Origin of the sequence: Deinococcus terrestris (assembly GCF_009377345.1) — a bacterium.
GTDB classification, from domain to species: Bacteria; Deinococcota; Deinococci; order Deinococcales; family Deinococcaceae; genus Deinococcus; species Deinococcus terrestris.
This window is the reverse complement of the sequence record NZ_WBSL01000003.1, coordinates 219,596-239,402: the sequence shown is the minus strand read 5'-3', so window position 1 is coordinate 239,402 and position 19,807 is coordinate 219,596. Positions and strand designations below refer to the sequence as shown.

At 71.5% G+C, this 19,807-nt stretch carries 19 protein-coding genes; 7 read left to right on the top strand and 12 right to left on the bottom strand.

Annotated elements, in window-relative coordinates:
* Window positions 1-33: 33 nt before the first annotated feature.
* Complete coding sequence (locus F8S09_RS09550; protein WP_152871250.1) at window positions 34-507, bottom strand: GreA/GreB family elongation factor; 474 nt, start codon at window positions 505-507, stop codon at window positions 34-36.
* Window positions 508-728: 221 nt separating this feature from the next.
* Here F8S09_RS09550 and F8S09_RS09545 point away from each other — a divergent pair, with 221 nt between their 5' ends.
* Window positions 729-1,382 (top strand): hypothetical protein, encoded by a 654-nt coding sequence (locus F8S09_RS09545; RefSeq protein WP_152871249.1) that lies wholly within the window; start codon window positions 729-731, stop codon window positions 1,380-1,382.
* Window positions 1,383-1,447: 65 nt separating this feature from the next.
* On the opposite strand, the gene mglA is transcribed toward F8S09_RS09545, so the two are convergent.
* Genes mglA through F8S09_RS09525 form a run of 4 tightly spaced genes read right to left on the bottom strand, consistent with a single transcriptional unit; the run spans window position 1,448 to window position 4,431 of the window.
* A complete protein-coding gene (mglA, locus tag F8S09_RS09540) occupies window positions 1,448-2,038 on the bottom strand; it encodes a GTPase MglA (protein ID WP_104991269.1) in 591 nt (196 codons plus the stop codon).
* Window positions 2,039-2,061: 23 nt separating this feature from the next.
* Complete coding sequence (mglB, locus tag F8S09_RS09535) at window positions 2,062-2,547, bottom strand: GTPase-activating protein MglB (RefSeq protein ID WP_152871248.1); 486 nt, start codon at window positions 2,545-2,547, stop codon at window positions 2,062-2,064.
* A gap of 54 nt (window positions 2,548-2,601) precedes the next feature.
* Window positions 2,602-3,438, bottom strand: coding sequence for a metallophosphoesterase family protein (locus F8S09_RS09530; protein ID WP_152871247.1), 837 nt, complete (start codon window positions 3,436-3,438; stop codon window positions 2,602-2,604).
* A gap of 27 nt (window positions 3,439-3,465) precedes the next feature.
* Complete coding sequence (locus tag F8S09_RS09525) at window positions 3,466-4,431, bottom strand: S41 family peptidase (RefSeq protein ID WP_152871246.1); 966 nt, start codon at window positions 4,429-4,431, stop codon at window positions 3,466-3,468.
* A gap of 98 nt (window positions 4,432-4,529) precedes the next feature.
* Here F8S09_RS09525 and cysK point away from each other — a divergent pair, with 98 nt between their 5' ends.
* Window positions 4,530-5,489 carry a cysteine synthase A gene (gene cysK / locus F8S09_RS09520; protein WP_152871245.1) on the top strand — a complete coding sequence of 320 codons (960 nt, stop codon included), beginning with the start codon at window positions 4,530-4,532 and terminating at the stop codon, window positions 5,487-5,489.
* A 75-nt stretch (window positions 5,490-5,564) separates the two neighbouring features.
* Here the strand turns inward: cysK and F8S09_RS09515 are convergent, their stop codons facing one another.
* Together F8S09_RS09515 and F8S09_RS09510 are read right to left on the bottom strand one after the other, a co-directional pair.
* Entirely contained in the window at window positions 5,565-6,374 is an 810-nt protein-coding gene (locus tag F8S09_RS09515) for a DUF937 domain-containing protein (protein ID WP_152871244.1), read from the bottom strand.
* A 122-nt stretch (window positions 6,375-6,496) separates the two neighbouring features.
* Window positions 6,497-7,804, bottom strand: a complete 1,308-nt coding sequence (locus F8S09_RS09510; RefSeq protein WP_152871243.1) for a polysaccharide deacetylase family protein — start codon at window positions 7,802-7,804, stop codon at window positions 6,497-6,499.
* Window positions 7,805-7,854: 50 nt separating this feature from the next.
* Here F8S09_RS09510 and F8S09_RS09505 point away from each other — a divergent pair, with 50 nt between their 5' ends.
* Together F8S09_RS09505 and F8S09_RS09500 are read left to right on the top strand one after the other, a co-directional pair.
* Window positions 7,855-8,457 (top strand): DNA-3-methyladenine glycosylase, encoded by a 603-nt coding sequence (locus tag F8S09_RS09505; RefSeq protein WP_322618691.1) that lies wholly within the window; start codon window positions 7,855-7,857, stop codon window positions 8,455-8,457.
* 391 nt (window positions 8,458-8,848) lie between these two features.
* Complete coding sequence (locus F8S09_RS09500) at window positions 8,849-9,940, top strand: DNA glycosylase AlkZ-like family protein (RefSeq protein ID WP_227978602.1); 1,092 nt, start codon at window positions 8,849-8,851, stop codon at window positions 9,938-9,940.
* On the opposite strand, the gene F8S09_RS09495 is transcribed toward F8S09_RS09500, so the two are convergent.
* Window positions 9,937-10,938, bottom strand: a complete 1,002-nt coding sequence (locus F8S09_RS09495) for a phosphotransferase family protein (RefSeq protein ID WP_322618690.1) — start codon at window positions 10,936-10,938, stop codon at window positions 9,937-9,939. The two genes, F8S09_RS09500 and F8S09_RS09495, sit on opposite strands and share 4 nt — an antisense overlap.
* Window positions 10,935-11,216 carry a hypothetical protein gene (locus F8S09_RS09490; protein WP_152871241.1) on the bottom strand — a complete coding sequence of 94 codons (282 nt, stop codon included), beginning with the start codon at window positions 11,214-11,216 and terminating at the stop codon, window positions 10,935-10,937. Before F8S09_RS09490 ends, F8S09_RS09495 begins: the two co-directional genes overlap by 4 nt.
* A gap of 99 nt (window positions 11,217-11,315) precedes the next feature.
* Between F8S09_RS09490 and glmM the strand changes: the two genes are divergently transcribed.
* The 3 genes from glmM to polA all read left to right on the top strand — a co-directional run bounded on the left by glmM (window position 11,316) and on the right by polA (window position 17,640).
* Window positions 11,316-12,647 (top strand): phosphoglucosamine mutase, encoded by a 1,332-nt coding sequence (gene glmM, locus F8S09_RS09485; protein WP_152871240.1) that lies wholly within the window; start codon window positions 11,316-11,318, stop codon window positions 12,645-12,647.
* A 196-nt stretch (window positions 12,648-12,843) separates the two neighbouring features.
* Window positions 12,844-14,829 (top strand): Ig-like domain-containing protein, encoded by a 1,986-nt coding sequence (locus F8S09_RS09480; RefSeq protein ID WP_152871239.1) that lies wholly within the window; start codon window positions 12,844-12,846, stop codon window positions 14,827-14,829.
* Window positions 14,830-14,922: 93 nt separating this feature from the next.
* Window positions 14,923-17,640, top strand: a complete 2,718-nt coding sequence (polA, locus tag F8S09_RS09475) for a DNA polymerase I (protein WP_152871238.1) — start codon at window positions 14,923-14,925, stop codon at window positions 17,638-17,640.
* A gap of 24 nt (window positions 17,641-17,664) precedes the next feature.
* Here the strand turns inward: polA and F8S09_RS09470 are convergent, their stop codons facing one another.
* The 3 genes from F8S09_RS09470 to F8S09_RS09460 form a co-directional block, all read right to left on the bottom strand.
* Window positions 17,665-18,672 (bottom strand): WD40 repeat domain-containing protein, encoded by a 1,008-nt coding sequence (locus tag F8S09_RS09470; RefSeq protein WP_152871237.1) that lies wholly within the window; start codon window positions 18,670-18,672, stop codon window positions 17,665-17,667.
* 69 nt (window positions 18,673-18,741) lie between these two features.
* Window positions 18,742-19,071: a cyclic-di-AMP receptor gene (locus F8S09_RS09465; RefSeq protein ID WP_104992031.1), complete on the bottom strand. Its 330-nt coding sequence runs from the start codon at window positions 19,069-19,071 to the stop codon at window positions 18,742-18,744.
* A 96-nt stretch (window positions 19,072-19,167) separates the two neighbouring features.
* A complete protein-coding gene (locus F8S09_RS09460; RefSeq protein WP_152871236.1) occupies window positions 19,168-19,677 on the bottom strand; it encodes a transcription initiation factor IIE subunit alpha family protein in 510 nt (169 codons plus the stop codon).
* Window positions 19,678-19,807: the final 130 nt, after the last annotated feature.

Below are 19,807 nucleotides of genomic sequence, written 5' to 3'. Positions count from 1 at the left end.
AGTGCAGACCGGCTCCCCCGCCCTCTTTCAACCTCAGCCCACGCTCTTGACGGTGTACCGGAGCTGCCGCTCGCCCTGGGTGACCTCGAAGCTCTCCCCCACGCGGCGGCCCATCAGCGCCTGCCCGACTGGGCTGTCCTCGCTGACCTGGGTGGCCCCTGCCGCAAGCGCGTCCACTTCAACCGCGCTCACGAGGCGCACCTCCAGCTCGCGGTCATGTTCGTCGTCACGCAGGACGACCACGCTGCCCAGGCCCACGGTGCCGTCCGACTCGGGAGTCTCCACGATGACGGCGCGGGCCAGCACGTCTTCCAGCTCCAGGATGCGGGCCTCCATGCTGGGGAGGTCAATCTGGGAGGTTTCGAGGTTGCGGTCTTCGAGGTCCATCGCGTCGTCGCGGGCGGCGGCGATCTGGGCGATGGCGTCGTCGCGCCGCTGGCGTTCCTTGTCGAGCGTGTCCTGAAGGCGCTGGTAACCTTCCGCCGTCATCTGCACTTCTTCTGCCATAACTCCTCCTGTGGTCTCGCGGGGGCGCGGCGGCCTCCGGTCAGAGGGCCACTGTAGGGAGCGCGGCGGCCCGCACGGTGACAGGGGGCTTAAGACACCGCCGGGACACATGCGCCAACGCGCGTTTCTGAATTCCTCACCGGGCGGGGCCGGGCGTGGCCTGTAATCGGGGCAGCGCGGCCCGCTCCCACCAGGGAAAGCAGGCCCACAGGAGGAAGCCCATGACCGATCCCAACGCCCCCATCAACCGTGACCCGTCCATCGCCGACGAGCCGACCGACCCCGTGCAGGAAGACCGCACCGTGACCGCCGAGGAATTTGAGCAGGACGACCGCGAACCGACCGACGCCGAGCTGCGCCCCGTGGGCGGTGCCAGCATCACGGGCGCCGAGACGATGGACTACTCGCTGCCCGAGGATGACGACCCCGCCAACCAAGACGCCCAGGCGAACGCCGGGCTGGTCCGCGACGTGGCCGAGGTGGAAGCCGACTTCCCCATCTCCGGTGAAGTGTCGGGTGGGCGCGTGGGCGAGGGCGGCAGCGACGCTCTGGCCGGAGCGGGCGTGGTCTACGACGACGGCATCGACCCCGATATCCGCACCGAGATGCTGGACAACGCGGCGGCCTACGGCACCGATTTCGTGCCCAACAACGTCAATGACGAGCCTGCCTTCGACGACGGCGTGCCCGCCAGCTTCTCGGATTTCAGCGTGGTTTCCTCCGACCTCAGTGACGGCACCACCCGCCTCGCGGACCCCAGCCAGGACGCGGGCGGCGAAACCAAGGGCGCCCGCATCGCCGGGTCCGGGGGCATTGACGGCGGCCCGCCCCGCACCCGCCCGCTGCCGGGCACCGAGGAAGACACCGACTCGTAACCCGCCCAGGACAACAGCGAGGGGTGGGAGGCGCCACGCGTGCCCCCACCCCTCATCCGGTGCGCTTACTTGTTCTGCGACAGCCGGTCGAGCACCAGCTTGCTCACACTCTTAAGGGTTTCGAACACGCCACCGCCGTTGTGGGCGGTCGCCTCGAAGAGAATCAGTTCCTTTTTGGGGTCCACCACCGCGCGGATCATCTCGGTGGGCAGTGCTCCTTCGATGTCGCGCTTGTTGATCTGGAGGACGATGGGCACGTCGCGCACGTCGATGCCGTGCTCGGCGAGGTTCTCGCGCAGGTTACGCATGCTCTCGGCGTTGGCCCGCAACCGGTTGGGCGAGGAGTCGGCCACGAAGACGATGCCGTCCACCCCGCGCAGGATCAGCTTGCGGCTGGCGTTGTAAAAGACCTGCCCCGGCACGGTGTACAGGTGAAAGCGCGTCTTGAAGCCCTGCACGGTCCCGAGGTCCAGCGGCAGGAAGTCGAAAAAGAGGGTGCGCTCGTCTTCGGTGGCGAGGCTGACCATCTCGCCGCGCAGGTGGCCGGGCACCTTGGAAAAGACGTGCTTGAGGTTGGTCGTCTTGCCCGACATGCCGGGGCCGTAATAGACGATCTTGCAGTTGATCTCGCGGGCCGCGAAGTTGATGGTGCTCATGCTGTGTCTCTCCCTCCCTTCCCTTAGCCGAACAGGTCGTCGAGCAGGGCGTTGGCCCCGCTGGAAAAGTCGTCACTGAACTGCACGGGCGGCGCGGCCTCCAGCTCGGTGAGGATCGCCGCGACCTGCGCGATGGTCTTCTTGGTGTGGACCTTGACGCGGCCCAGCGGCACCGACACGTCGAAAATCAGCGTTAGCAGCGCGGAGTCTCCCACCGATTCGACGTAGAGGGTGCCCTGCTCGCCCTGGTGAATCTGCTCGCTGAAGGTGCGCTCGCCCAGCATGTTCGCCAGGGCGGCGGTGGCGGCGGCGTTGGAGGCGACCAGCGTGGCGACGCTGTCGAGCGCGGGGGGCCGGGGCGCCCACAGCGCCTCCTTGTGCGAGAGCACGAAGCCCTTGCGGTCCACCAGCAGGCAGTAGCGGACGCCCGTGGCGCCCAGCAACTCTTCCAGATGCTGGTCCACCCGCTCGAACGCGTCGCCGTACAGGGCGAGAGAAGGTTCAATCATGTCCCGGCGAGTATAGGAGGGGGGTTCACACGAACTTCTGACAAGGGGGACCGCTCACCCCTCCACGCCCTGCCGGAAAGCCGCCCAGGTCGCGGCGTCGCGGGGCAGGCCCCCTTGCTCGGTCCAGACCCAGTACGGCGTGTAGAGGCTGCGGGCGGTGAGCACTTCGTCGCGGAAAATCTCGGCACTGACGCCCGTGCTCAGCAGCCCGCTCGTCTCGAAGCGGCGTAGCACGCCGGAGCGGTCATAGGGCACTCGCCGCAGCTCGGGCACCCAGCCCCCCGGCGTGGCGGTGAGCAGGAGGTACTGGGTGCGGGGGTCGCCGTCCATCGGGGTTCCGGCGGCGCCCGTGTTCAGGACAAGGACCCCGCCGCGCTCGACCTGCGCCGGACGGTGGATGTGCGACCCCACCAGCACGCCTGCCCCGCCCGCCAGCTCGGCCACCCGCCGGGGGTCGGTGCGCTCGCTGAGGCTCTCGCGGTAGTCGGCGGGGGTGCCGTGGGCGACGAGGACGGAGGGCAGCCCCGGAGCCTCCAGCGTGCGGGTCATCGGCCAGTCGGCAGGCACCTCCAGCAGCCCGGCGCGGCTCAGTTCGGTCGCCGTCCAGTCGGTCGCGCCCCAGAAGGGGTCGGTGAACCAATCCCCCGGCAGCGTGTCCGAGCGCCCGTGCCACAACCGCACGAGGTCGTCGTGGTTGCCCAAGGTGAAGGTCACGTCGTCGCGCGAGAGCAGCAGCGACAGGGCCTCCACCGAGTCCGGCCCCCGGTTCACCACGTCCCCGTTGACTAGGACGCGTTCGGCCCCCTGCGCCCGCGCGTCGGCCAGCACCGCCCGCAGCGCGTCGGCATTTCCGTGAATGTCCGCGATGACGGCGAGGCGCACGGGGGGCATTCTAGGGGAAGGTGGGCAGTGCGGCGGTCAGCGCCGCAGGACTTCCAGCGCGGCCTCCAGCACCGGGTCCCGGCCCGCGAGGATATCTGCCACCTCCGGCCCGGCGCGGAGGTCTGGCTGCACCCGCCCCGGCAGCGGCACCCGGCCGTCTGGCGTGGCCCGCGCCGCCGTCAGGCGCAGCACCGAGGGACCGGGCAGCGCGAAGTCCCGCGCGAGGGTGTTCAGCAGCCCCCGCGTGGGCAGGCCGACCACCGTGCCGCCCGCCTGCTGGCCCCAGTAGGCGAGGAGTTCACCGCACGACGCGGTATCCGGTGAGACGAGCAGCACGAGGGGACCCTTCCAACGCGGCCACGCGCGGGCGGCCTGCGCCTGCGCGGTGGTGCGCCAGTCATAGATCGCCGCCCCGCTGCGGCCCACGCCGATCAGGTTGACCCGGTCCCCGGCCAGCACCTGCGCCGCTGCCAGGCACTCGTCCAGCACGCCGCCGGGGTTGTCGCGCAGGTCCACCACGAGGCCGGTCGCTCCCCGCGCTGCCGCCTGCCCCACCACCTCGCGGAAGGCGGCCCCCATCCCGACCTCGAACCATTCGGGTAAGCCCATCACGGCGACCTTCCCCTCCCAACGCAGGGTGGGCCGCAGCCGGGGGTCGAGGGCGGCTGGGGGCGGGGCGGGGTGCATGGGGACGTTCCAGAGGGGCCGGGTGTGCCCGTCTCCCAGCGCCGCGAGGACGGCATTCACGGCGGCGCGGCCCTGGGACTCGGAGCAGCGGGGCTGGCCCGTGCAGCGCCGGACGAGGTCGGCGCGTTCCTCGGTGAGCAGGCGGTCCACCTCGCCCATCCGTGGTCCGGCGTAGTGGGCTCGCAGCAGCCGGGCGGCGGCGTCATAGAGGGCAAAGGCGTCCACGGAGGGCGGCCCGCCCGTTCCCCCCGCTCCGGCCAGCCCCAGGGTCAGCAGGCCCAGCGAGGCGAGAGCACGGCGCAGGTGGGAACACATCGTCTCCAGGGTACGGTGCGGCCGATCCAAACGTTCCGATTTCGAAAAGCACTGCCGACTCCTGAAGACTGAGCCCTGACCGCTCTATGCTCCTGCCCATGATTGACGCGCTGGTCGGAAAGACGCCGCTCGTGCAGCTCGGCCGGGTGGTCGAGCCGGGCATGGCGGACGTGTTCGTGAAGCTCGAGGGCCTCAACCCCGGCGGCTCCATCAAGGACCGCACCGCGCTGGGGCTGGTCACCGACGCCGAGGAACGCGGCCTGCTGAAACCGGGCGGCACCCTGGTCGAGCCGACGAGCGGCAACACCGGCATCGGGCTGGCGCAGGTCGCGGCGGCGCGGGGCTACAAGTTGATCCTGTGCATGCCCGCCCAGATGAGCGAGGAACGCAAGCGCACCCTGGAGGCTTACGGCGCCCAACTCGTCCTCACCGACCCCGAGCGCCGGATGCTCGCCGCCATCGACGAAGCCGAGCGCATCTCCGCCGCGACTGGGGCGGTCATGCTGGGCCAGTTTTCCAACCCCGCCAACCCGCAGACCCACGAGCGCACCACCGGCCCCGAGCTATGGGAGCAGATGGACGGCCGCATCGACGCCTTCGTGTACGGCTCGGGCACGGGCGGCACCATCAGCGGGGTGGGCCGGTTCCTCAAGCGGCAGGACCCCGGCATCCGGGTCATTGCGGTGGAACCCGCCCGCAGCAACGTCCTCTCGGGCGGCGAGCGCGGCGAGCACGGCTTTCAGGGCATGGGGCCGGGCTTCATCCCGCCCAACCTCGACCGCTCGGTGATCGACGAGGTGATTCCGGTCTGGGAGGAGGACGCCTATCCCCTGGCCCGGCGGCTGGCCCGCGAGGAAGGGGTCTTTGTGGGCATGAGCAGCGGCGCGATGGCGTGGGCCGCGCTGGAGGTCGCCCGCCGCCTAGGGCCGGGGAAGCGGGTGGCGACCATCGCCTGCGACACGGGGGCGCGGTACCTCACGACCAGCCTCTTTCACCCGGACCGTCCGGGGACGCCCAAGGGATACAAGCCGTACTCGCGGGAGCGGGTGGAGGAGTAGCCCCCAGCGGCCAGCCGGAACTGAAAAAGCCCCAGCCTGAGCCGGGGCTTTTTCGGTTGCAAGGCTGCTTACCGCTTACCGCCTCCGTCCCCCGAACATCCCGATCAGGTCGTTGAGGGCGTTGCCGTCCCCGTCACGGTCGAGGGCGCTATTCAGCGTCCCCACCATGCCGCCGAGGTTGCCGCCCATCTGCCCCGTGCCGGAGTGGCCGGGGTGGCCCATCGGGTTGCCCATCGGCTGTTGCGCCGGGGTGTGCGTGTAGCCGGGGATAACCTGCCCGCCGCCCATCCGTCCGGGTTGTCCCTGCCCGTAGCCCTGATCCTGGCCGCCTCCCAGCATCCCGCCGAGGCCGCCGCCCATGCCGCCACCAGCCCCGGCCATGCCACCACCGAGCAGGCCGCCCAGGATGCTGCCGATGTCGATGCCGCCCATGCCCCCGGCCTGACCGCCGGGAAAGCCGCCGGTCTGCCCCTGCCCCACCCCGCCCTGACGGCGGCGGCTGAGGTAGGCCAGCACGAGGGGCGCGGCCATCGAGAGAAGCTGCATGGCAAGCTGCGGGTCGATTCCGGCGCGGCGGCTGACGGCCTGCGCGGCGGCCTGCTGCTGCCCGCCGAACACGTGGCCCAGAATCCGCTGGCCCTCGGAGGGATCGGGGGCCTGCCCCTGCCCGAAGAGGTCGAGGGCACGGCCGTCGTGCTGGTCGAGCGCCCCGGCGAGCGACTGGGCGCCCTGGGGGTCCTGGGCGTTGCGGGTCATGGCGCCGAGCAGCAGCGGAATCGCCGCTTCCATCGCCGCCTCGGTCTGCTGGGGCGAGGTGCCGAGCCGCTGTCCGAGGGTGGTCTGGGTCTGGCCCATGCCGCCGAGCATGTGGAAGATGTCCATCATGGGGTCTGCCTCCTGTAGGGGTGAGTGCGGAAGTGCGCCCGCAGCCTAGAGGCAGACCCCGGCGCGGCGGGAGGGGGTTGGGTTGAGGGTTCCTTGCCCCTTCCCGGCCCCGTGTACGGCCGTCACCAGACAGTCTGCACGCGTACCCCGAAGACCGGACGGTCCAGCCGGGTGGTCAGGGCCGCCGTGTGGGCGCCCAGTCTCAGGGCCGCGCCCGCGTAGATCGCGCCGTCGTAGCCCAGCAGCGCCCGCAGCGGGCGGCCCTCGCCGGGGCGCAGCGGCAGGGCGTAGACCCCCTCGGCCCGGCCCCGCCGCGTGACCACGTCGTACTCGGCCCGCAGGCGCAGGTAGTCCAGCGGCAGCACCTCGGCCCCCAGGACGAGCGACCCCGGCAGCGCCCGCGTCCAGACCTCGCCGTAGCCGCCCAGCGCGAGGGCCACCGCTCCCAGCGGCCCGGCCGTGCCGTACCCGCCCGCCACCGTCAGCGGCCCGCCCACGTGGTAGGCGAGGCTCGCGCCGCTGTAGCTCGCCCCGCCGCGCAGCAGGTTCAGGCCCAGCACCCAGTCCCCCTGCCGCCACACGAAGCGGGTGTCGCGCACGCCCCCCTCCCAGCTCAGGCTGAACGCGCCCGACCCCAGCAGCTCATGGCCCGCGGGGTTCCACAGGGTTGGCGCGGCGACCGGGGCGTCCCCCGTACCCAGGACGCCCAGCCCGGCTCCGGCCAGCAGCGCGGGCACCCGCAGGTCCGCGCCCAGCGGCGCCCGCCAAGGCAGCAGCCAGTCGTCCCAGGGCGAGGCCAGCGGCCCCGGCAGGGCATGGGCCTCGCCGCTTACCCCGAAAGTTCCGGCGACGGCGCAAGCGTAGCTCGCCCGCGCGTGCCGCCGCACCCGCGCGTCTTGCAGGTAGAAGGGATAGGCCAGGCAACCGCTTCCCGGCCCACCCCCCGGCGCAGTTCCGCCGGGCCAGGCCAGTTCCCGCGTCAGGCTGGCCGGGGTCAGGTCCACCAGGGCCGCGTGCGTGCGGGTGTGCGAGCCGATCTCCCAGCCTGCCCCGCGCAGTTCCTCCAGTTGGGCCGCCGTCAGGTATCCCGGCTGCCCCACCCGCTCCCAGATGGGATAGACCGTGCCCGTGACGCCCAGGGCACGCAGCACCGGAAAGGCCTGGGTATAGACACTCTCGAAGCCGTCGTCGAAACGCAGCGAGGCCGTCCGGGCGGAGGCGGGAAACTTCAGGGCCTCGCTGCTCGTCACGAACAGATAGCCCGAGGCCCGCAGCGTCTCCACCCGGCGGCGCAGCGTGGCCGCGTCGATGCCCAGCGTCACGCCGCCGCCCCCGCCCACCTGGTGATAGACCAGCGGGACATGCCCCGCCCGCGACTGGGGCAGGACGACGAGACACGCGAGGGCCAGCAGCAGAACAAAAAGGCGCACGAGGAGCAACTCTAGGCCGCCCCTTCTCTCCGTTGCCTTACCCTGGGACGGTGCCTGCGCCCCTCTCCCCCGCCTTTTTTGACCGTGACCCGGTGCGGGCAGCGCGGGAGCTGCTGGGCGCGACCCTGGTGCGCGTGCTGCCCGGCGGCGAGGTGCTCGCGGGCCGGGTGGTCGAGGCCGAAGCCTACGACTGCATACGCGACCCCGCCTGCACCGCCGGGCGCTTTCACGCCGTCCGCACCCTGGCGATGGCGATCCCGCCCGGCCACTGGCTCTTCTGGACAGCGCACGGCCACCCCCTGCTGCAAGTCGCCTGCCGGGAGGAAGGCGTCTCGGCCAGCGTGCTGATCCGGGCGCTGGAGCCGCTGGAGGGTGTCGGCCATATGCTGACCCACCGCCCGGTCACCCGCGAGCGCGACCTCACCAACGGCCCCGCCAAGCTCGTCTATGCGCTGGCGCTGAATCCTGAACAGATCGCCGGGCAGCCCGTCAATGGCCCGGCCCTGTACCTCCTGCCCGGCCTTCCCGTGCCCGACGAACAGGTCGGAATCACCGCCCGCGTGGGGTTGCTGGCAGGCAAGAACCTGCCGTGGCGCTTCCTGATCCGGGGCAATCCCTGGGTGTCGCCGGGGGTGCCGAGCATGGAGTTGTGAGGGGGAGGGGGTAGGGGAGGTGGTCACACGCCCCCTTACCCCGTTGCTTCGCAACGCCCCTCTCTGCAAGCAGCTCTACGAGTCCCGCGGGGGGAGAAGGGGAACAACGCCCAAGCTGAATCCCCTCCAACGACGGGCACAGTGGACGCCGCACAGGTGGGAGCGAACGGCCCTCGCACCGCCTTCACCACGCCTCAATCGCGCAGCGAGACGGTGGCCGCAGCTAGCTCTCACCAAGATCAAACGTTGCCCTTGAAGAACCCGTCCTGCCAGCGCCGCCCATGTGGACCTTTGCCGAGCGCAGCGGTGAGCTCCCCTGCCCCCCCTGGGGGTAGGGGCTGGGGGTGGGGGCAAACCGCAATCAAGACCCCCTGCCCCTTACCCTCCTTCCATGCCCCCCACGCCCGCCGCCCTCCGAGCCCTCGCCCACCGCACCCTGACCCGCCAGCCCTCCATTCAGGCCGCCCTGAACGAGATGGCCTTCCTCCAGGCCGACCCCATCCGCGCTCCGGCCCGCGCCCAGGACCTCACGCTGATGCAGAGGGTCCGGGGCTACCGAGCAGGCGACCTCGAACGCCTCTACCCGGCGCTGGATGCCGAGGAAGACATGCTGCCTAACTACGGCTTCGTGCCCCGGCGGGTGCAGGCGCTGCTCCACCCGCGCGAGGTGGGCGAGACGCGAATTGAGCGCGAGCACCCGGAGCTTTTGGACGAGGTACGGGCGCTGCTGCGCGAGTCCGGCGAGTTGCACCCCCGCGAGGTGGCCGCGCGGCTGGGCCGGGGCCGGGTGGCGAACGCCTGGGGTGGGCAGTCGGCGGCGAGCACGCGGGCGCTGGACACCCTGCACCACCGGGGCGAGGCCCGCGTCACCCGCCGGGTGTCGGGGGTGCGGCTCTACGGCCCGGCCCCCCACCTGGCGGCCCTGCGCGAACGGCCCCTTCCGCTGGGGGAGCGGCTGCGCGGCGCCGTCTACCTCCTCGCGGCCCTGTACGCCCCACTGCCCGAGGCCAGCCTGGGGTATCTGGTGAGCCTGTCGGGCTTCGGGCTGCCGCACCTGCGCCCCGAGCTGAGGGCAGCCTTTCGCCGGGCCGTCCGGGAAGAACTCCACGGGGAGAAGGTGGACGGCCTGCGCTACGTCTGGCCCGCCGACTGGGACGTGTCGGCGCTGCCTGCCCCGCGCGGGGTGCGGCTGGTCGGTCCCTTCGACCCCCTGGTGTGGGACCGCCGCCGTTTTGCCCACCTGCACGGCTGGACGTACCGGCTGGAGGCCTACACACCCGCCGAGAAGCGGCAGTTCGGCTACTATGCCCTGCCCGTCTTTCAGGCCGAGCGGGCGGTGGGCTGGGCCAACCTGCGCGTGGAGGGGGGCGAGTTGCGAGCGGACGTGACCTGGATACTCGGTGTGCGCGGGACAGCGGCGCTGCGGCGCGGGCTGGAGGCGGAACTGGGGCGGTACCGGCGGTTCCTGGGCCTGGAGGGCTAGCCCTCCCCGTGCCACCCGGCCGTCACCCGCGCCAGCGCCTCCCGCACGCCGCTGCCGGGATCGCGCCCGGCCTGCGCCGCCGTCGCCAGCACGTTCAGGGCGAGGCCCGCCCGCTCCTCGGCCTGCCACCCGGCCTCGCTGCGGTGAACGCCGTGGGCGGCGAGCTCCGCGAGGTACGCCTCTCGTAACCGGGGGCCGAGGCGGGCGCGGTCAGGAGCCGAGAGCCGCACGTACAGCAGGTGGGCGAGGTCCTCCCCCAGCGGCGCCGCGTGCGTCTGCCCGTAGTCGATCAGGATGGGCGACCCGTCCACCCGCGACCACAGCACCTGCCCGGCATGGAGGTCGCCGTGGGCGAGAGTAACGCCGCGTGTGTCGGCCAGCAGCGTGGGGAGGGCTTCGGCCGCCTCCCGCACCGCCGACCCCTCCCCGTCTGTCCAATCCGGGGCGACCCTGACCCGCCCCGCCCGCCGCACTGCCCGCGCCGGGTCCCAGTCCCACTCGCCGCGCAGCTCGGGTCTATCCAGCCAGAAGGCGTGGTGTCGGGCGAGCAGACGCACAATGTGTTCCAGCGCGGTTTCCCGCTCCGCATCAGTGGCAAATGCCCCCCAGCCCGTCGTCGCGTCCGTCAGGTCTTCCGTGACGAGGTGTGCCCCCAGCCGGGCCGGGTCGCTCGCCGCGTGCCGGAAGCGAGCGTGCGGCACAGGCGAGAGGGGGGCGAGGTCGCGCAGGTAGGCCGCCTCACGCCCCAGCCGCACGTAGGCCCGCTCGTCGCGCCAGCCCGCCGGGAGGTACTTCAGGAAGAGGGGGCCGCCCCCGCCCCCAGCCCCGCCTCCGCCCGCGTACCGCGCGAAGGCCGCCCCCTCCCCCACCCAAGCCTCGCGCAACTGGCGGGGACCGGGGAAGGCGGCCCGCAGGTCCCCCGGCCATACCCGCGCCGAACGGGCCGGACCGGGGCCGGGAAGCCGCCGCAGGTCGTCTGCGAGGGCCGCCAGCCTCACGCCAGCAGCGAGAGCACCCCGGCCAGCGTGCCCCCGGTCAGGGCGGCGCCCACCATGAACGCGCCCAGGCACCCCAGCCCGCGCGAACGCCGCGCCTGGCGGTAATGCCCACCGCCGACGTAGCGCCCCCGGTGGCCGCTGCTGTGGCTGGTCAGGCCGCCGAGAAACCCACCCCGACGATGCCCGCTGCTGTGGCTGTGGCCCAGCATTCCGAAGCCCCGGCGTCCGTGGCTGTGGCTGCGACCGAAGGAAAAGGAGCCGCCTGAAAATCCGCTCATGCCCCAGGGTACGCGGCCCGGCGGGCCAGAGTTCCGCCCCGGCGAGTGCCGGGAAGTTCATGGCAGGGGGGCCGGGGGCGGCGCGTATGATGGCCGCTCATGACAGAGCGCAAGTATTTCGGCACCGACGGCGTGCGGGCGGTGGCGGGCGAGTTTCCGCTGACCCCGGCCTGGGTGATGACCCTGGGGGCGGCGGCGGGCGAGGTCTTCAAGCGGCGAAATCCCCGCGCCAGCGTGGTCATCGGCAAGGACACCCGGCAAAGCGGCGACATGATCGAAGCGGCGCTCGCGGCGGGCCTGACCAGCCGGGGCGTGACCGTCGTTCACGTGGGCGTGCTGCCCACCCCCGGCGTGAGTTACCTCACCCGGCACCTCGGCGCCGACGCGGGCGTGGTGATCAGCGCCTCGCACAACCCCTACCAGGACAACGGGATCAAGTTCTTCGGGCCGGGCGGCCAGAAGCTCAGCGACGCGACCGAGCTGGAGATCGAGGCCGCGATTGACGAGGTGCCCGCGCTGCCGCCCGTGACGGGCATCGACCTTGGCTCGGTGACCAACTACGCGGAGGCCGAGCGCATCTACCTGGGTTTCCTGCGGGGGCACGCGCCCGACCTCACGGGCCTGAAGGTGGCGATGGACTGCGCGAACGGGGCGGCCTACCGGGTGGGGCCGAAGGTCTTCCAGGCGGCGGGGGCCGACGTGTTCGCCGTCTACACCACGCCTGACGGCCGCAACATCAACCGGGGCTGCGGCTCGACCCATCTGGAGCACCTCCAGCGCCTCGTGCGCGAGGGGGACTACGACCTCGGCGTGGCCTTTGACGGGGACGCCGACCGCGCCCTGTTCGTGGACTCGCGCGGCAACGTCGTTCACGGCGACCACATGCTGCTGCTGGGCGCCCGCGCACGGGGCGAGGCGGCGGTGGTGACCACCCTGATGGCGAACATGGGCCTGGAGGTCAAGCTGAAGGAAGCCGGAGCGAGACTGGAGCGCACCGCCGTGGGCGACCGCTATGTCCACGAGCGCCTGCACGAGCAGGGCCTGACCCTGGGCGGCGAGCAGAGCGGGCACATGCTCTTCCTCGACGTGTCGCCCACCGGAGACGGGGTGCTCACCGCGCTGCTGACGCTGGGGCACATGCGGGAGCTGGGCACCACGCTGGACGAGCTGCACGACGACCTCGTGATGTTCCCGCAGACCCTCGTCAACGTGCGCGTGGCCGACAAGAAGGCCATCTCCCGCGACGGGGCGGTGCAGGCCGCCGTCGCCGAGGCCGAGGCCCGCCTGAATGGCCGGGGCCGCGTCAACCTGCGCCCCAGCGGCACCGAGAACCTGATCCGGGTGATGGTCGAAGGCCCCGACGAGGCCGAGATTCACGAGGTCGCCCGGACGCTGGCAGGCGTGGTGGAGGCGCGGGGACAAGGGGGCTGAGCGACCCGCCTTCCAGAACCCAGAGTGGGGCCCCGGCTGGAACTCCGGGGCCCCGCTTTGTGGCCTTTTCGACAGGCCGTGGCGATTGGCTCGCAGTCTGGAGGGGACGAATTTCTAAAATAGAGATGAAGTCAAGTTGAGGTTGTCCTCACGAAGCGCTCTTCCTTCCCGCACCGTCCCTGGAGACCTCTGTCCCATGCATCCTGTCCTGCGCCTGACCCTTTGCCTCGCCCTCGGGCTGACCGCCTGCACTTCCCCTTCCACGGCGCCCCGGCCGGACACGACCACCCCCCCACCGGCCATGGCGCCGACGCCGTCCATCACGAGGCTGAGCCTGGATGCCCCGGCGTTCGAGCTGACGGTCGGGGCGCGGCGGAGCGTGCGGGCGACCGTGCAGGGCGCGGGGAACTTCAACCCGGCCGTCACCTGGGCCAGCGACCGCCCCAGTGTGGCGAGTGTGGATGGGCAGGGGCAGGTCAGTGCGGCCGGGGCCGGAATCGCCACGGTCACCGCCACGAGCGTGCAGGACCCGTCCCGTAAGGCCAGCCTGACGGTTACCGTGACCGCGCCACCGGCGCCTGTGCCTGGCCCGGTAGCGCCCACCGTCACGGGGATGAGCCTCAGCCACACGGCCCTCAAGCTGACGGTGGGCGGAACTCAGGCCGTTACTGCCACGGTGCAGGGCACGGGCAACTTCAATCCGGCCGTCACCTGGACCACCTCCAACGCAGGCGTCGCGGGCGTGGACGCGGCCGGGCGGGTGACGGCCGCCGCTCCCGGCACCGCCACCGTCACCGCGACCAGCGCGGGCGACCCCAGCCAGCGGGCCAGCCTCACCGTCACGGTCATTGCCCCGGTTCCTACCGCCACCGTGACGGGCGTCGTGCTGTCCCCGACAAACCTCAACCTGACCACGGGCGGCACTCAGTCCGTCACGGCCACGGTACAGGGCACAGGCAATTTCGATCCGGCCGTGACCTGGACCACCTCCAATGCGGGCGTCGCGGGCGTGGACGCGGGAGGCCGGGTCACCGCCGCCGCGCCTGGGCAAGCCACCATCACCGCGACCAGTGTGGGCGACCCCAGCCGCCGGGCCAGCCTCACCGTGACCGTCAGTGCCCCGGCGCCCACGGTCACCGGGGTGACCCTCAGCCCCGCCTCGCTGACCCTGACGGCGGGGGGCAGCCAGCCCGTCACCGCGACCGTACAAGGCACGGGAAGCTTTGACCGCAACGTCACCTGGTTCACCTCCAATCCCGGCGTGGTGGGCGTGGACGGGTCAGGGCGGGTCAGCGCTGTGGCCCCCGGCACCGCCACGGTCACGGCGGTCAGCGTGGGCGACTCCAGCCGCCGGGCCAGCCTGACAGTCACGGTCGTGGCCGCGCCGCAGTCTCCCGCCCCGACCTCGGACCCCTTCGCCATCACGGTCGTCTTTCCGAACGGCACCCTGCTGACCCCCGCGCAACAGGCCGCCTTCACCGGGGCGGCGGCCCGCTGGTCGCAGGTTATCGCGGCGGGGTTGCCGGACGTGGCGGGCGTGCAGATTTCGACCGGGGCGCGGGTCACGGTGGACGACCTGACCATCGTGGCGAGCAGCGTGCCCATCGATGGCCCCGGCAAGGTGCTGGGGCAGGCCGGGCCGAGACAGGTGCGGCCCGGCACCAGCCTGCCCCTCTGGGGCGAGATGCAGTTCGACTCGGCCGACCTGGCGAGCATGGAGGCGAACGGCACGCTGACCGGCGTGATCCTGCATGAGATGGGCCACGTGCTGGGCATCGGCACCCTGTGGAACAGGTTTCTGGCGGCCGATGCAGCCTCCTGCACGGCCGCGACCCAGGTGCAGTACACCGGGGCGGCAGGCTTGCGTGAGTACCGGGCACTCGGCGGGTTGGCCGCCGCCGTCCCGGTCGAGGACGGCTACGGCGAGGGCACCAAGTGCGGCCACTGGAAGAAGTCTGTCTTCGGGGCCGAACTGATGACCGGATTCGTGAGCCGGGGCCAGATGCCCCTGAGCCGCCTCACGCTGGGGGCGCTCGCGGACCTGGGATACAGCGTGAACTACGCGGCGGCCGACGCCTACGCGCTGTCCAACGTGGCCGCGCAGGGGCTGGACACCTTTCCCATCGTCGAGCGCCTGATCACGCCGGACGGGGTGCTGGACGAGCCGCTGCACAGGCACTGAGGCAGAGAACGGGCGGCCAGCTCCCCGCCGCCACCCTACCCCCAGCGCGGGCGGGGCGGCTCTCTCCTCCCGGCCCCTCCGTACAATGCCCGCATGACCCCCCCCTCGCCCGACACACTCGTGCTCATCGACGGGCACGCGCTGGCATTCCGCTCCTACTTTGCGCTGCCGCCCCTGAGCAACAGCAAGGGGGAAGCGACGCACGCCATTTTGGGCTTCCTGCGCCAGACACTGCGGCTCGCGCGGCAAGCCAGCAACCAGATTATCGTGGTGTTCGACCCGCCCGGCGGCAGCTTCCGGCACGAGCAGTACGACGGCTACAAGTCGGGCCGCGCCCAGACGCCTTCCGACCTGCCCGGCCAGATTCGCCGCCTGCGTGCCCTGGTAGACGCGCTGGGCTGGCCCCGGCTGGAGGAACTGGGTTACGAGGCCGACGACGTGATCGGCTCGGTGACCCGCATGGCGGAAGGCCGGGGCTTTCAGGTCCGGATCGTGACCTCCGACCGCGACGCCTACCAACTGCTCGACGACCACGTGCGCGTGATCGCCAACGACTTCTCGCTGATCGGGCCTCAGGAGGTGCTGGACAAGTACGGCGTCACCGTGCGGCAGTGGGTGGACTACCGGGCGCTGACCGGAGACGCCAGCGACAACATCCCCGGCGCCAAGGGCATCGGCCCCAAGACCGCCGCCAAGATTTTGCAGGAGTACGGCACCCTCGACGCCGCGCTGGAGGCCGCCCGTGCGGGCACACTGGAACCGAAGGGGACCCGCGAGAAGCTGCTCGCCTCGGAAAAGGACATCTATTTCAGCCGCGACCTCTCGTGCATGGTCACCGACCTGCCGCTGAAGGTCGAGCTCGGCGTGCCGCGCGGCCCCGGCGATCCCGACCAGTTGATGGAACTGCTCGACGAGCTGGAGCTGGTGTCCCTCAAGCGGGAGGTGCTCGCGCTGGGGCAAAAGGAGGCCGACTCGCTCGTGGCCGCCGCCACTGCTGCCCCTGAAACTGGAGCCTTCACCCCACCCCAGACCGAGCCGTGGCGCACGCCGGGGCCAGACGTGACCTGGGGCTACGTCCTCTCGCGTGAGGACGACCTCACCGCCGACCTGATCGCGGCGGCCACCTTCGACGGTGAAGTGGCCCGCGTCGCGCCGACCGAAGAGCGCACCCCCCCGCCCGGTGCCCTGCCCGCAGCGGAAGCGCCCGCCGAACCCGCGCTGCTCCCAGACGCGCCGCGCACCAAAGCCGAGCAGAAGGCTGCCGAGAAAGCGGCCCGCGCCGCCGAAAAGGCCTCGCAACGGCTCGCGGCCCTGTACCCCCCCACCGTTTCCGACGCCGAGTTCATCGGGCAGCGGTCGGTGCGGGCGGCGGGGGCCAAGGCGCTCGCGGCGCACCTCAGCGTGCGCGGGACGGTGGTGGAGCCGGGCGACGATCCCCTCCTCGTCGCCTATCTCCTCGACCCCGCCAACACGAACATGCCCACCGTCACCGAGCGCTACCTGCGCCTGTCCTGGCCCGACGACGCGGCCACCCGCGCCGCGATCACCCACCGCCTGATGGCCGACCTCCCGCCCCAGCTCGACGAGCCCCGCCGCAAGCTCTACGAGGAGATGGAGCGGCCCCTCTCGGCGGTCCTGACCCGGATGGAGGTGCGCGGGGTGCGGCTCGACAGCGCCTACCTGCGCGGGCTGTCCATCGCCACGGCCGAGCGCCTCGCCACCCTGGAGGCCGAGATTCATGGACACGCGGGCCGCGAGTTTCCCATCCGCAGCCGCGACCAGCTCGAAACCGTGCTGTACGACGAACTCGGCCTCGCCAGCGGCAAGAAGACCAAGCTGACGGGCAAGCGCAGCACGGCGGTTTCCGCCCTCGAACCCCTGCGCGACGAGCATCCCATCATCCCCGCACTGCTGGAATACCGCGAGCTGGAAAAACTGCGGGGGACGTACCTTGATCCCCTCCCCAACCTTGTCAATCCGCAGACCGGGCGCCTGCATACCACCTTCGCGCAGACGGCGGTGGCAACCGGGCGGCTGAGCAGCCTCAACCCCAACCTCCAGAACATCCCCATCCGCTCGGAACTCGGCCGCGAGATTCGCAAGGGCTTTATCGCGGAGGATGGCTTCGTGCTGATCAGCGCCGACTACTCGCAGATCGAGCTGCGGCTGCTCGCGCATATTGCGGAAGACCGCCTGATGCAGCAGGCCTTTCAGGAAGGCGCCGACATCCACCGCCGCACCGCCGCGCAGGTGCTGGGGCTAGACGAGGCGACCGTCACGCCCAACCAGCGCCGCGCCGCCAAGACGGTCAACTTCGGCGTGCTGTACGGGATGAGTGCCCACCGCCTCAGCAACGACCTCGGTATTCCCTACGCGGAGGCGGCGACCTTCATCGAGGTGTACTTCAGCACTTATCCCGGCATCCGGCGCTATATCGACCGCACGCTGGAATTCGGCCGCGAGCATGGCTACGTCGAGACGCTGTATGGCCGCCGCCGCTACGTGCCGGAGCTGAAGGCGTCCAACCGCACCCTGCGCGAGGCGGGCGAGCGCCTGACGTACAACATGCCCATTCAGGGCACCGCCGCCGACATCATCAAGCTGGCGATGGTGCGGCTGGACCGCGAGCTGGAGGCGCTGGGAGCGAGGCTGCTGCTGCAAGTCCACGACGAGTTGCTGATCGAGGCGCCGGAGGACCGGGCCGAGGAGGTGGCGCGGCTTACCCGCGAGGTCATGGAGGGCGCCGCGCAGCTCAGCGTGCCGCTGGCGGTCGAGGTCGGCGTGGGACCGAACTGGTACGACACGAAGTAACCGGATGGGGAGGATGGGCGGGCTTCAGGGCAGCGTGACCCCCTGGAGTTCGCCCATCCAGGTGTTCAGCAGCAGCGTCCGCGCATCCGGCGAGAGGGTGGCCGAGGCGTGCGGCGTGTCCCAGGTTCCCAGCAACGCCCCGCTTCCCGCGTCGTACAGCCGCGCCACGGGCATGTCTTCCCCGCCGCGCCGCTCGGCGGAGTTGGCGAGGACCCGCTGCCCATCCGCGCTCAGGCTGGCCGTCCAGACTCCCCGGGCGCACGTCCGCTCTGCCTGCCCGTCCGGGGGGCAGGGCTCGGTGTAGGTCGGCAGCCGCCGCACCACCCGCCCACTTACCGGGTCCAGCCAGCCCACGCTGTACGCCAGGGGCACGACCAGAGTGCCGTCGGGGGCAAAGGCGAAGGGCCGCAGCACGCCGCGCACCCCCGGCACCTCTCCCACCTGCTCCCCGGTACTCAGCCGCCAGAGGGTCACGCTGCTCCTGTTGGCGTGCCAGCCCCGCTCGTTGACTGCCAGCCGCTCCCCATCCGGGTGGAAGGCGACCGCCTCGGGCCGGGAAGCCAGCAGCAGGGTGGCCCGGCGCTCTCCCGCCGCCACGTCCCAGAGCTGCACGTACCCGTTCGCGTTCCCGAGGACCAGTGTGTTCCCATCCGGGCTGAAGCGCAGGAACAGTGTCCCGCTCAGGCCGGGGGTGCTGGCCCGCCACTCGCGGCCCGGCGTGCGGACGGTCAGCACGTCCCCGCTGCGGTTCAGCCACGCGCCCCCCGTTAGGTCCGGCGTGACGGTGAGTAGGCCCATGTCCGGGGCGAGGTCCAGCCGTGCCCGCACCTCGCCCGTCGCGGGGTCGCGCCGCTCCAGGGTGCCCGCCCACTCGCCGGAAGCCAGCCGGGGCCGGGTCAACAGTTCGCCCGAGGCCGCGAAGCCCTGCCACCCGACCCCTGGCACGGTCCAGGCGGGCTTGACTGGCACGGCAGACGCCAGTGGAGTCAGGGCGAGGGCGAGGGCGGCGCAGACGGGCATCAGGAGGCGCATGCCCCAGCTTTCTCCTTCCCGGTCCCGCCGCAGATGAGTTCGGCTGACGGGCGCTTCAACCTCTGGCGCTCAGACCTTGACGAACTCCTGCACGCCCAGCACGAACATCACCGCGCCGCCCACCGCGACCTCCACGGGGTCCGACGCCATGCCCTCGCCGCCCTCGCCCATCGGGACGCCGGGGGTGACGAGGCGGGTGCGGGTGCGGCAGGTCTGCTGGACGTGGCGCTTGAGTTCGTCCATGCGGGTATCGGGGACCCCGATCATCAGGGTGGTGTTGCCCTCGCGCAGAAAGCCGCCCGTGCTGGCGAGCTTGGTGACCTCGAAGGCGTTTTCCGACAGCACCCGGATCAGCGCGGCGGCGTCGGCATCCTGAATCACGGCGAGCACGAGCTTCATGAAGCCCAGCATAACAGAGGCCCTGTCCCCGCCCGGTCAGCCCCAAGAAAAAGGGCCTCCACAGCGGGAGGCCCAGGGATCAGCAGCAGCGGAAGGTCAGGCGACCTGCTTCTTCTTGCCGGTCGTGGGGGCGGGCGTCGGCTGCTCCTGCCCCAGCGCCTGCGCTTCCTTGAGGCGGAAAATCACCAGGCTGCCCACAAAGGTGCAGGTGATCATGCCGTGCGCGTTCAGGAGCGAGAGCGCCGCCATCACGTCGTCGCGGGTCATGCGGAGCTGGTCGCTCATGTACAGGGCGCTGTCGGCCCGGCCTTCAAGGTAGTCACGGACGCGCTTGGCATCCTCCGTCAGCGGCGTGGCGGGCACGTCCGCGAGGCCGGGGTCGGCCAGGCCGTACACGGCGCGGGTGCCGGTGCCGGGCAGGCGGCGCACCCGGCCCTGGTCGAGCAGGCTGGCAAGGGCCGCCCGCAGGTGCGACAGGGCGAGGCCGGTGGTCTTGGCGAGTTCGGTCTCGACCCATTCGGGCTTGCTCTCCAGCGCCTTCAGGACGAGCTTTTCGTTGGCACGCCGGGTTTCTTGCAGGTCTTCGAGGGTGGGGGGGTTAAACATGCGCTATCCTCCGGAAAACCAGAGCGGACGGTCAGGCCCCTCCGGCGGTAAGTCGGGATCATGGACTCGGTACAAGTGCGCAGGGCGCAACTTTCCTATTGTGACAGATCGGGCTCTCATCTGGATGAGC